The sequence below is a fragment of the Lysinibacillus sp. NPDC093712 genome, assembly GCF_050280025.1.
Taxonomy (GTDB): Bacteria; Bacillota; Bacilli; order Bacillales_A; family Planococcaceae; genus Lysinibacillus.
Window position 1 is genome coordinate 101,770 of sequence record NZ_JBNNUU010000003.1, and the last position, 13,150, is coordinate 114,919.

The following is a 13,150-nucleotide window of genomic DNA, read 5'->3' on the forward strand; positions in this document are numbered from 1 at the left end:
TTTATTTTTTAGCGTTAACTAATTGCTGTTGTAATTCATATAAAATATTAATGGCCTGCATTGGTGATGTGCCTAAAATATTCACCTTCTCCAAGCTTTTCAAGACATCTGCCTCAGCTGAAGGCAACTCCGCTTCTTCTGTAAAGAGCGACATTTGTACAGGTTGTTCTACCACTTCTTGGGACACAGGAAGTTCTTTACCTGCCTCAAAGTTTTCGAGCAATATACGAGCTCTCTCTAAAATTTCCTCTGGTAATTGTGCTAGCTGCGCTACATGAATACCATATGATTTATCTGCCGCCCCCTTTTTTACCTTGTGTAAAAAGACAACTGTTCCATTCTTTTCAGTGGCAGATACATGAACATTTTGTAAGCGAGGTAACTCTTTTTCTAAAGCTGTCAATTCATGATAATGTGTAGAAAACAGTGTATTTGCGCCTATTTTGTCATGAATATATTCCATCATAGATTGCGCAAGACTCATACCATCATATGTGGAAGTTCCACGACCAATTTCATCAAATAGCATTAAGCTATTTTGAGTTGCATGCATAATCGCATGCTGTGATTCTAGCATTTCCACCATAAATGTTGATTGTCCTGCAGCTAAATCATCCGCTGCACCAATCCGTGTAAAAATTTGATCTGTAATTGGTAATCTTGCCTTTTCCGCAGGCACATAGCATCCCATTTGTGCCATCACAACAATAAGTGCAACTTGGCGCATATACGTACTTTTACCAGACATATTGGGCCCTGTAATGAGCATCATGTTGTGATTTTCTTCTAGCACACAATCATTCGGTACATACATTTGCTTATTGAGCATTTTCTCAACAACTGGGTGTCGTCCTTCAATAATTTCAAGCGCACGTCCCGCATGAAATTCTGGCTTCGTAAAACGATATTTTTCAGAAACGCTTGCAAAGCTAAGTAATACATCTAATTCACTAATGCTAGCTGCTAACGCTTGTACACGTGGAATGAATGACTTTAATTGTTCACGTATTTCAACGAATAGGTTGTACTCCAATGCCAAGCTTTCTTCCTCAGCATTCAAAATAAGTGACTCTTTTTCTTTCAGTTCCTGCGTAATATAACGTTCCGCATTTGCGAGTGTTTGCTTACGTTCATAGCGTGTTAAATCTGCCAAATGGATATTAGATTTTGTAATTTCGATATAATAGCCAAAAATACGATTATAGCCTATTTTCAAGTTTTTAATGCCCGTTTTCGTACGTTCCGCTTGTTCTAACTGGGCTATCCAGTCCTTGCCATTGCGAGACGCATAACGCAGTTCATCTAATCGTTCATTATAGCCATCTCGGATAACATCACCTTCTTTAATAGTGATTGGTGGGTTATCTGTAATAGCAAGTGCCAATAAAGCCTCAACGTCAGCACATGTATCGAGTGCTGCACCTAACTTGTGCAATGTTTCTTTATTTGCCTCAATAAGCTGTTGTTGGATAACTGGAACTTGTCGTAGTGAGTCGCGAAGCTGCGCTAAATCGCGCCCGCCTACATTGCCAAACGCCACACGACCAGCTAAACGTTCTAAATCATATACTTGTTTTAGAGAGATTTGTAATTCCGATCTTACAAAATATTCTTCTAATAAATCACTAACCATCGCAAGTCTATCCTCAATAGCTGAGCGTGATGCTAACGGTTGATGGAGCCACTGCTTCAGCTTACGTCCACCCATCGCTGTAACAGTGTCATCTAATAGCCATAACAATGTACCCTTTTGGTCGCCGCCACGAATGGACTGAATCAGTTCTAAGTTACGCTTTGAGCTAGAATCGATACGTAAATAGTTTTTCATTTCATTAAAGGTAAACGCTTGAATATGAGAAAGTGAACGCATTTGTGTCTTATCAATATAATGAAGCAAACGAAGGCAAGCTAACTGTATAGTTGCTGGAACCGCTTCTAAATAGTTCACTGCTTTGTCCATCGTCATTTCATCTTCTTCAACGGATAGGACAATGCCAACATTCATTGCATGTTCAGCTAACAAAAGCTGTAAGCTCTCTGTTACGATTAATTCTCGAATACCATATGCCTGCATCTGCATCAGAAGTGCCTTGCCATCCCCTTCAATTGTTGACGCTATTGCTTCACCTGTAGATAGATCCAAGTAGGCATAGCCAAATGTCGTGGCATCCAATTGTTCTGCTGCGCCTATAAAATGATTGGTTTTACCATCTAGCGCCTTACCTTCCATAATAGTACCTGGAGTAATAAGTTGGACTACTTCACGTTTGACTACACCTTTTGCTTGCTTAGGATCCTCCGTTTGCTCACAAATTGCAACTTTATAGCCTTTTTGCACAAGTGTTTCAATATAATTTTTTGCCGAGTGATGTGGCACTCCACACATTGGAATGCGCTCCTTAGCGCCTGCATCTCGGCTCGTTAAAGTAATTTCTAAAATTTGTGATGCATTAATTGCATCTTCAAAAAACATTTCGTAAAAGTCACCTAATCTAAAAAATAAAAAGGCATCCTTATAATCTTCTTTTACTTGCAAATATTGTTGCATCATTGGTGTATAAGTTGTCATTTAAAAATTCCCTCGCTCTTGCCATTTAAATCAAATACGCATTGGCATATTTGCGTTTAGATAAATTTTGAATTGTGCTATCGGTATGCACACTTGTTGCTACGTTAGCAATTGCTACTTAGAGCAATAAATCTAACATTGAGTGCCTCATCCCCTGATCGTTATATTTATTATAACAAAAGATACATGCGAAACGCTTATTTCACCTTTGTAAAGATGCTAGCATTTCGCATGTATCAAAAAATATTATCTTGTATATTATCTTGGACGTTCGTCAGGAAACGATGAGGACTCTAAAACGAATCTTCCTTCACTACTTGAGCTAGAAGAACTGGAACTAGAGCTTGACGATGAAGATGATGAAGATGAACTTTCATCATTTAAATCCCATTCCTCTTCGAAATCTAGCGGATGTACACTAATACAAATTGTCATTTCACCCATTACCTCAACGACAGTCTCACGTTCTACTACAATTTCAAATTTTGTTCCACATGGAGAAATTACCGCTTCCATGCAATTTGGTTCTTGTATTACACGCACACGCACATCATCGCCAACTGTTACTTCGCCATCTCTAAAATTAAGTTTTACCTTATCTTTATAGTGAACCGTTTCTGAAAATACTGCTGTTTTCGAATGATTACTATAAGCATACCATACATTGACATCAAACTTTCCTGACACTTCTACAAATTTACCGACTTTTTTTGCTGAACAAGTATGGTTGATTACCCAGCAACCGAGAATACTCGTCGGTTTATTTGTTGGACATAACGTTACACGTTCTTCCGTTCTCTTCTTCCCTTTGGCAACTACTGCTTTCGTCACGATTTGTCGTAAACGTTTCAGCGCAATTCCTCCTTCGACTCTTTTCACTCCATCATATGCAGGTAGCGCCCATTGGGTGAACATATTTCATAGAATCGAATTGACTTACTTTATACATTTTTGCATTCAACAGCTTAAATAGAGGTTTTCATTATGTGTAAACCCCTTGCTAAATTTCGCCATAAAAATAGCCCGAATGCAGTCATTCGGGCTGTTTCTTCTATTATTTATTTATGAACAGCTACCTGGTTGAGAATTTTGTACATAAGAGCCAGTTTCACCGCGTAGCACATCGCCACCTGTTGAACGCACTATTTCATTTGTAACGTTATTGGCAATTGTGTTCGACACTAATTGTAATAAGTCATTTACATCACCTTGGGATTCTTTAAATTGCTGCACGACAGGAATCGCATTAATTTCTTCTTCGATTTTTTCAATTTTATCTTCGATCATTTTTAATGCTTTTTCTTTACCTAAGTGCTGGAAGTTTACTGCTTGTTTTTGCAAGCTTTTTAAACTAGCAATACGTTCACGAACAAGTTGATTTTCATTAATTTGTGCTTCAGCTTTTTTAAAAAAATCAACTTCTGGTGTATTCGCAATCATATGCGCAATTTCATGGGATTTTTTAATTAAATCTTCTTTTGTATACAATACTTGTGTCATTTACGCTTCCACCTTTTCATTTTTTACTACTTCCACAAATTCGCCAGTTAATGAATAAGAAGTAGCCTCCGTTATTTTCACGTTCACTAACTGTCCAATCAACGCTGTTGGTGCTTTAAAATTCACTAGGCGATTTTTACGCGTATAGCCGGCAAGTACGTCATCACGACGTTTACTTGTTCCTTCCACTAACACTTCTACAATTTCGCCTTTCAAGCCGTCAAGCGCTTTTCTAGAATATTCTTGTACGACTGCATTTAAACGATGTAGACGTTCTTTTTTCACATCTTCTGGTACATTGTCAACCATCTTCGCAGCTGGCGTACCTTCTCGAGGTGAGTAAATATACGTAAAGGCCATTTCAAAGCCTACTTCACGGTATAATGATATCGTCTCTTCGAATTGCTCTTCTGTTTCGTTTGGATAACCGACAATAATATCAGTTGTTAACGTCACACCTGGAATTGCAGCTTTAATCTTATCTACTAGGCTAAGGAAATGCTCACGACTATATTTACGAGCCATAATTTTTAACACATCATTTGAACCTGATTGTACTGGTAAATGAATATGTTCAACTAAGTTCCCACCCTTTGCTAGCACTTCAATTAAATAATCATCGAAATCACGAGGGTGACTTGTTGTAAAGCGAATACGTGGAATATCAATTTTTCGCAATTCATCCATTAAATCACCTAGGCGGTAATCAAGGTCCTCAAAGTCTTTCCCGTAAGCGTTGACATTTTGACCAAGGAGCATAATTTCTTTATAGCCCGCAGCTGCTAGCTCACGAACTTCAGCAATGATTTCCTCTGGACGTCGACTACGTTCTTTCCCACGCGTATATGGCACGATACAATACGTACAAAACTTGTCACAGCCGTACATTATATTGACCCAGGCTTTAATGGAACCTAAACGTTTTTTCGGCAAGTTTTCAATAACATCGCCCTCTTTAGACCAAACCTCTACAACCATTTCCTTCGACATGTATGCTTCTTTTAAAATATTTGGCAAACGGTGTATATTGTGTGTGCCAAATACCATATCGACGTGCGGATACGCTTTTAAAATTTTATTAACTACAGATTCTTCTTGCGACATACAGCCACATACACCAATTAGCATTTCTGGATTTTTGCGTTTATATTTTAGCAGGAAACCAAGCTCTCCAAATACTTTGTTCTCTGCATTTTCACGGATTGCACATGTATTGAGTAGCACCACATCTGCTTCCTCGATAATCTCTGTTGAAGTATAACCGAGCTGCATAAATATCCCAGCCATCACTTCTGTATCGTGCTCATTCATTTGGCAGCCATATGTACGGATATAGAAAGTCCGTCCCTCGCCCATGCCAGCAAATTGTTCTGCTATTTGAAAGTCTTTATGGTATTTCACTTCTTCTTTGCCGCGTTTTTTTGCATCTTTTAATGAAGGTGCAGTAAAGACCTTCTCAAAATATTTACTATAATCCTTTTCAGGCTTGTCTTCTTTTTTTGGTTGATTGACTTGTTGACTGGTTAATCGTTGTTCCTCATTCATTGCAGGTCAGGTAACTCCTTTCAAACGAAATCCGTGCATTCGAATTCCCATTTTACTATTATACTGAATGATTACTACTTCCTACAAGGTTTGTGTACTAAATGTCGTGGTTTCGACTTAAATACACTTCTTAATAAAAACATTTTGTCGTTCTTGCATTATAAAAATGCCCATTGGCTATTGCTGTAACAGCAAAAATCACCGATGACATGTATCAACGGTGACCTTCGTTATAACGCTATATATTTTTTTGTGCGTTGATCGAACCCTACTAGTTGTTGAACGCCTAAGCTCTTTAGCAAATCAGTATTGGCAAATGTATATTTTCCTAAATCATCAGGGAAGTGGGCGTCTGAAGAAACGGTAAACTCTACACCTCGTTGCACTAATACCTGCAAAAACAATGGACCGGGGCACATTTCTTTAACGGGATAGCGATAATATAATCCTGCATTAATTTCTGTAGCTGTTTGTGTTGTGACAAGCGCCTGTGCAATTTGTTCATACCATAAAAAATTAAACGCCTCATCCTCAACATGATAATGAAAGACTTTAAAATTATCTAAGTGAGCCACAAAATCAAACATGTTAGACTGTATCATTTGCACGACCGTTGAAAAAAACTGCGTATAGTTCATTTGCAATGTTGTTTGATCCATATTAGCAAATAAATGCTCTGTTTGTGGATTATCAAAGCCCCAGCCATCTACAAAATGAACAGAGCCAATTACGTAATCCCAAGGGTGTCCTTGTAGTAGTGACGCCAATTGCTTTTCGCCACCTACAAAGTAATCCGCTTCAATGCCTAGCTTTAACTCGACACCATGCTGACGCCATTTTTTCTTTGCCTTTGCAATCGCTAATATGAAGTCGTCCATATTTTCAGTCATCACACTATCTAGCCAGTACCGTTGCAGTCGACCGGTTTCTTGTGATTCGTCTAATTGCATATATTGTTCAAAATAGTTACGTGCCTCATGAAACCGATACAAATGATCGACAATACCAACCTCTCGTAAACCAAGTTGTTTTGCCTGATGTAAATATAGGTCAAGCCATTCTTCACTATAGCAGCCATTATGCAATCGACTAGCCAATGCTGACACTTGCCATTCGACCAACGCTTTGGAGCCTTTAGTAGTACTTCTAGGCTCATGAAAGTGCGATATCGCGCGAGATGTTCGCTCCAGCCAACGGAAAGAATATGGCCCCTCCTCTAAATGTACATGGTAATCAATTGTCATTAACTTTTCCCTCCACTACATACTGTCCACTGTTCTTCGTATAGTTGCCAGTCTTCTGGGCAAGCAATATCACACATTATTTCCGTACATTGTGCTATATGACAGATTTGATAAAATGAATAGCTATTAATTTTTGATGCATCTGCTAATAATATTGTCTTTTTACTTTGCTGTAACATCTTTTGGGAAATCAACGATTCATCTAAATCATAGTCGTACACAATGCCGTCCTTCATGCCACCGCAAGATAAAAATGCTTTATCGAAATTCATATTGCCTAACCATTCTAATGTCATTGCACCAGCAACCGAAGCTTGTCTAGGGTTTGTTGTTCCACCTAGTAAAATAACTTTCCCTGCCATTCGTCTTTCTTCAATGGCAAGATTAAATTGTGCAGCAGCGGCAATAGAATGAGTAACAACAGTAATATCATCAACTGCCATTAAGTAATCTGCAATGTGCACTGTCGTTGTCCCTGTATCAACTGCAATCGTATCCCCATCACATATTCGCATCGCAGCCTGCCGAGCAATGATACACTTTGCCTCTTTTTGCATTTGCAATTTCCGTAAAAATGCAGGTTCCGTTCGAACATTTGTATACTTAATTGCTCCACCATGCACTCTCGTCAATAGATGTTGCTGCTCTAGCTCATCCAAATCCCGACGAACAGTTTCAGGTGCTACGAACAATGCTTCCGCGATATTTGCCACAATGATTTTTCCATCGAGCTCTAATTGCTTTAATATAAATTCAAACCGTTCAATTTTAGCATACGTCATGATAGTGCAATCACATCTTCCTTCGCCACGTAACACTTATAGTTTTTACCTAATTCAAGCGTTTGACCACGCTGATGTAACTGTTCCATTGTAAATATACAGTCGCCTTCTAAAGTTGTACGAATGATATTACCACTCATTAACGACTGTGTCGCTACACCTAAAAGACAAAAGTCTCCATCCTTCTTCTCGACATGAACAGCTTCTGGTCGAATGGCAAACTTCCCACTATGACCAGGCAATTTCGTTCCAATCATCGTCTCTAACACTTGTCGTGGAAAAACATTATAGTGACCAATGAAATTTGCAATAAATTCACTTTTCGGATTCGTATAAATTTCTGTTGGTGTGCCGCTTTGCGCAATTTCCCCATTGCTCATAACAAATATTTTGTCTGATACAGCCATCGCTTCATCCTGATCATGGGTTACTAAAATCATTGTCATCCCAAGCTGTCGTTGGATCGCGCGTAAATCGCTCTGTAATTTTTTGCGTATTTGCGCATCAAGCGCACTTAGTGGCTCATCTAAAAGCAACACTTTAGGTCGTACAATGAGTGCACGTGCAAGCGCTACTCGTTGCTGTTGACCACCAGACAATTCCTTTGGATAGGCATTCGCCTTTTCCGTCAAATGCACGATCGCTAGAATTTCCTGCACACGATGCTCCACTTCTGCATTATTTATTTTTTGCATTCGCAAGCCAAACGCAATATTTTCTTTGACGGTCATGTTCGGAAATAGTGCGTAGGATTGAAATACCATCCCGACCTGGCGCTCTTTCGGCTGGATGCCGCCCATATTTTTTCCTTCAATTTGTATTTTTCCTGCTGTTGCATCCGTTAGGCCCGCAACGATTCTTAAAATGGTACTTTTCCCACAGCCACTTGGCCCTAAAAGTGTAATAAATTGACCTTTTTCAATTGTCATTTCGATATTTGATAAGACAGTTGTTTGTTCATATTTTTTATGAAGTCCTTCAATTACAATATAGCTCATACATTTGTCGCACCTTTCGAACGATTCGTTAATATCGCAATAGCGAACGTTAATAAGCCCATCAGAACGATATAAATAAAGACGACCGCACTTGCAATATGCCCACTCGTACTTAGCTTTTTCATTAAATAAATTTGTACAGTTTCAAAGCGCGAGCCGACTACTAAATTAATTAGTACAAATTCTCCAAAGAGCACCGAAAACGATAATAACGCACCGGCAAACAAGCCCGGATAAACGGTTGGCAACAGTATTTTCGTAAATGCCTGCGTTTTAGTTGCACCTAATAATTGTGCAGCGTCTAACAGTTGCTTTGCATCTACATTACGCAAGCTATTGCGAGTCCCTTGATATATATATGGCAAAATACCAATCACATAGGCGCCCAATACAACTAAAATAATCGGTACACCTACTGTTGAATACACGCGGATCAATCCAACGGCTAAAATTATGCCCGGAAATGAATACACCATAACGACTGCCACTTGAATCCATTTTTCATACTTTGGAAAATATAAAACAATGACAAATATCGCAGGCACAATGACGAATAATGCAATGGCGACCGCACCTCCAGAAAGGAGGGCAGAGCGACCAAATGCCTGGATAAATGCTGCATCCTGGAACAGTGTAGCAAGCCACTTGAATGTCAGTCCCTCCGGAAATATCGTTTTATGCCACTTGGATGAAAAGGCATAAAGCATTGTCGCTACTATCGGCAATAGCAAATACAACATTAAAAGGAGGAAAACGCTATTAGCAAAAGTTCTTTTTTTCATTACAATTTCCCCCTTGTTTTCTTTATGCTCCATTCACTTATTAGCATCGCGGTCACCATCGTTACTGCCAGCAATACTGCTATGGCACTTGCCAACTCGGGTTGAGCAAATATATCTCCCTTGATCAGTGCTCCAATTCGGATAGCAACTAAATTATAATTACTACTAGTTAAGGCGTATGCAGATGCATAGGCACCCATTGCATTGGCAAATAACACGCTAAAGGTTCCAACAATACCTGGTAACATAACTGGAATACCAATTTTTATCCAAAACTGAAAAGTCGATGCACCTAAAAGCGCAGCGGCTTCCTTCCATTGCTGCTGTATGCCATCATAAATCGGATACAGCAGCATTAACGCTAACGGCAGTTGAAAATAAATATAAATGAGCAATAAACCACTCCAGCTATAAAGGGAAAAGGACGATAATGCACCTATTTCCCATTTTTCAAATAGCAACGTAAATAGTCCACTATTACCAAGCAAGACAATAAACGCAAAAGCTAAAGGAATACCTGAAAAATTTGAAGTTAAATTTGTTATTATTAAAATTCTCTCCCGTACAGGCTGCGAAAAGTGCATAATTGCATGAACTGCAAACAACGTAACGATTAGCGCAACTACTGCAGAAATGACAGATAAACTCACACTATTTTTAAATCCTTGTAAAATATAATTATTAGTTAATACGGATTTATATTGCGCTAACGTAAATCCTTCGCTATTACTAAAGCTCGTTACGAGCATGTACAGTAATGGCACTAGGAAAAATAACATTACAAGTAACAGGAAAGGTGTAAGCCAGGCAAAAGATTGCCTCTTAGATATCAAAACTACCACTTCTTTCTAACTTAAAAATGTATAAACGTTAAATCTGACATGCACGCGTCTTTATTTTTTAATTCGTTTGTTGTAATGTTTGTACACCTTCTAATAATAGAGGAACCATCTCCTCTGAAGGCTCTATATTCATTAAATGACGACAGAGAGGTGCTACTTGTAGCTGAGACACCACGCCATCTTTTATACCTGCTTTAACAGCTTGGGAAATGACAAACATTGGTACATGCCGATCCTCAGTCGTTGACCCGCCATGATTGCCATCACTTGTCATCCCATGATCTGCCGTCACAATCACTTCGTACCCTTGTGCCATACATTTTGGAATAAACAGCGACAATAGTGCATCCACAGCCAATACGCGATTACGGTATTGCGCTGAGTTTGCTGTAAACTTATGCCCATCATCATCAACATTCATCGGGTGAATATATAAGAAATCCGGTTGTTTTTGATCCATTAACCACACTGCATCCGCGAATAAATGACTGTCAGGGTAATGATCTTCAAAATAGAACAAGCCATTTTCAATCGGAAGCTTTGTAGCTAATTGTAAGCGGTCCTCCATATGCTGAAATGGCGCGCGATTATAAAGCTCACTAACCCAATAATAAGCTGCTGCTGCTGTAGAAAGACCATTGGACTTCGCTAAATGAAATAAACTACTTTGTGTCGATAAGCGCACCGTCATATTACTTGTTACACCATGAACGATCGGTGGTGTCCCCGTTAAAATAGTTTCATATAAAGGTCTCGATAAAGACGGTACTTCAGAACGAACCTCAAAACGCGAAGCTATATTACGTTCTACTAAATGTTGCATAAATCCCATATGTGTACATGCCGTATCAAATCGAAGTGCATCGATGACAATAAGAGCGACTTTTTTATTTGGCATGAATTAATACCTGCTCTTGATACATTTGTGGAATTTGCTTTGTCGTTTCTTCCCACTGCTTTTGATCATTAACTGGTTGTGCGTTTTTATACATTTCTGCTGGTAGTAATAAATCCTTTACTTCCTGAGAAAGCTTCACATTTTCACGAATTGGTCGTGCGTAACCTTTTGCTAAGTTTTCTTGTCCAGCATCCGATAAAATATATTCTCGAGTTAACATGGCCGCATAAGGGTTTTTTGCATACTTATTTATTACCGTGGCATAGCCTGATGTTACAGAGCCTTCTGACGGAATTACTACATCAAAGCGCTGTTCATCAATTTGATGACGATAGCCTAATGCATTAAAGTCCCATAAGATTGCCACATCAATTTCCCCTTTTTCTAAATTAGCGACAGATGGATCTCCCTGTAAACGCCCTTGTTGCGCTAATTCCGCAAAGAAATCAATGCCCGGTTGAATATTCGATTCATCGCCACCGAAAGCCATTGCCGCGGCTAATATTGCAAATTGTGCTTGGTTTGCTGTTAAAGCATCCCCTATGCTGACATGATAATCTCCATTTTTAAGATCCTCCCAAGAGGTTGGTGCATTTTTCACATTGTTTGTATCTGTTAAAAATGAAATTGTGCCTGTATAGCCAACAATCCAATGGCCTTCATCATCTTTGGCCCAGTCCGGAATATCATCCCAATAAGAGGTTTTATATGGTAATGTTAGGCCTTTATCCTTGGCAATTGGTCCAAAGGCAATCCCTACATCGCCAATATCGGCAGTAGCATCATCTTTTTCTGCTTCAAATTTTGCTAGTTCCTCTGCACTCGACATATCTGTATCCTGATGCTTGATGGCATATTCAGTATCAAGCTCTTGCCAAGTCTCTACCCAGTTTGCCCATGAATCTGGCATACCGACTGAATTAACCGTTCCTTCTTGTTTCGCTTTCTCAGTAATTTCATCAAGTGATGCATCACTATTGACCACATTTGAATTAGAAGAACTGTCCGAGCAAGCTGCCAACATTGAAATTGCTAATGCACCGATTAAGCCTTTCTTCCATAACTTTTGAATTGCCATTTGTTGGACCCTCCATTTGTTTATGTTTATTTTTATTTGCTTACAACAGTAATCTTATAAAACAAACATTAAGCAAGTATGGATGGCTTAAAAATATTTCGTAAACATTATTGAGAGATTATAAATATATGTGAAGTTTTTTAAGTATTAGAGGAATTGTAAAGATGATTGTATTCTTTGAGTTGAAAAGAGGAATCCAGTTGTGTATGCACACGTTTGTTTAGTTTATCAGACGTGCACATACCCCAGATAAATCAAGTAAGTCCTAGAAAATCTGCATATGTATGCGGTTCATTTTCCTTTAAAATCGTTAAAAATGTAAAAGCAAGCTGAACAACCGACCACCATTTCATGTTATAGGCTATTTCAAAACGGCTTGGCTCTAATGAAAAAACGTCCTGAAAGATGTGAAGTGGCTCAATTTGTTCATCTTTTAAAATTGATAAGAAACCTAAAAAAAGTGTATGATCTTTCACTTCAATCACTTTACCATCAACAAGAGCATCTATGTTTTCTGGCTGATGGAATTTACATTGAGTCGCAACATACCGTTCTAAATCTAGAGCACGTTGCCGTTCTTCACGTTCCTTTTTTTTCGCAATAAAATCAATGATATTATTCACGAACATCGCCTCTTTTTTTCTTTTATTGTATCATTCTTTCATATAATTTTACCCGCGCACGCCCCCTATTAATCATTGATGAATTTTCATTAAATAAAAATGTAAGTTGATTTCCGCTGCGTGTGACGCTTTCTGCTCTAATCAACTAGAAGTATTGTTTGTGTACCTGGCACTTAGCATGGTTACCTAACATAATGACGGTCTCCTCAATCGTAAAAATCCACTCCGCTTTCCGCGGGCACGACGTAAGCCTCAACCGTCGCTCTCGCGCCGCCTGTTCCGTCTTACA

12 protein-coding genes are annotated in these 13,150 nt (G+C 38.8%); all 12 read right to left on the reverse strand.

The window, feature by feature from the left end:
- Position 1: 1 nt before the first annotated feature.
- Positions 2-2,569, reverse strand: coding sequence for a DNA mismatch repair protein MutS (gene mutS / locus ACQKNX_RS13190; RefSeq protein ID WP_427429282.1), 2,568 nt, complete (start codon positions 2,567-2,569; stop codon positions 2-4).
- A 258-nt stretch (positions 2,570-2,827) separates the two neighbouring features.
- Positions 2,828-3,484 carry an outer spore coat protein CotE gene (cotE, locus tag ACQKNX_RS13195; RefSeq protein ID WP_427429283.1) on the reverse strand — a complete coding sequence of 219 codons (657 nt, stop codon included), beginning with the start codon at positions 3,482-3,484 and terminating at the stop codon, positions 2,828-2,830.
- A gap of 147 nt (positions 3,485-3,631) precedes the next feature.
- Positions 3,632-4,069, reverse strand: coding sequence for a RicAFT regulatory complex protein RicA family protein (locus ACQKNX_RS13200; protein ID WP_340825728.1), 438 nt, complete (start codon positions 4,067-4,069; stop codon positions 3,632-3,634).
- Complete coding sequence (gene miaB / locus ACQKNX_RS13205; protein WP_427429284.1) at positions 4,070-5,614, reverse strand: tRNA (N6-isopentenyl adenosine(37)-C2)-methylthiotransferase MiaB; 1,545 nt, start codon at positions 5,612-5,614, stop codon at positions 4,070-4,072. It abuts the gene before it with no gap.
- Positions 5,615-5,844: 230 nt separating this feature from the next.
- Positions 5,845-6,858: a histidinol phosphate phosphatase domain-containing protein gene (locus ACQKNX_RS13210; protein ID WP_427429285.1), complete on the reverse strand. Its 1,014-nt coding sequence runs from the start codon at positions 6,856-6,858 to the stop codon at positions 5,845-5,847.
- Entirely contained in the window at positions 6,858-7,640 is a 783-nt protein-coding gene (locus tag ACQKNX_RS13215; RefSeq protein WP_427429286.1) for a DeoR/GlpR family DNA-binding transcription regulator, read from the reverse strand. Before ACQKNX_RS13215 ends, ACQKNX_RS13210 begins: the two co-directional genes overlap by 1 nt.
- On the reverse strand, positions 7,637-8,638 hold the full coding sequence (locus ACQKNX_RS13220) for an ABC transporter ATP-binding protein (RefSeq protein ID WP_427429287.1): 1,002 nt from the start codon (positions 8,636-8,638) through the stop codon (positions 7,637-7,639). Before ACQKNX_RS13220 ends, ACQKNX_RS13215 begins: the two co-directional genes overlap by 4 nt.
- Positions 8,635-9,420, reverse strand: coding sequence for an ABC transporter permease (locus ACQKNX_RS13225; RefSeq protein WP_427429288.1), 786 nt, complete (start codon positions 9,418-9,420; stop codon positions 8,635-8,637). The genes ACQKNX_RS13220 and ACQKNX_RS13225 overlap by 4 nt, the downstream gene beginning before the upstream one ends.
- Positions 9,420-10,250 (reverse strand): ABC transporter permease, encoded by an 831-nt coding sequence (locus ACQKNX_RS13230; RefSeq protein WP_427429665.1) that lies wholly within the window; start codon positions 10,248-10,250, stop codon positions 9,420-9,422. Before ACQKNX_RS13230 ends, ACQKNX_RS13225 begins: the two co-directional genes overlap by 1 nt.
- Positions 10,251-10,320: 70 nt before the next feature.
- Positions 10,321-11,160 carry an alkaline phosphatase family protein gene (locus ACQKNX_RS13235; RefSeq protein ID WP_427429289.1) on the reverse strand — a complete coding sequence of 280 codons (840 nt, stop codon included), beginning with the start codon at positions 11,158-11,160 and terminating at the stop codon, positions 10,321-10,323.
- Entirely contained in the window at positions 11,150-12,238 is a 1,089-nt protein-coding gene (locus ACQKNX_RS13240) for an ABC transporter substrate-binding protein (RefSeq protein ID WP_427429290.1), read from the reverse strand. The genes ACQKNX_RS13235 and ACQKNX_RS13240 overlap by 11 nt, the downstream gene beginning before the upstream one ends.
- Before the next feature lie 254 nt (positions 12,239-12,492).
- Positions 12,493-12,867, reverse strand: a complete 375-nt coding sequence (locus ACQKNX_RS13245) for a 2-oxoglutarate ferredoxin oxidoreductase subunit beta (RefSeq protein WP_340825738.1) — start codon at positions 12,865-12,867, stop codon at positions 12,493-12,495.
- Positions 12,868-13,150: the final 283 nt, after the last annotated feature.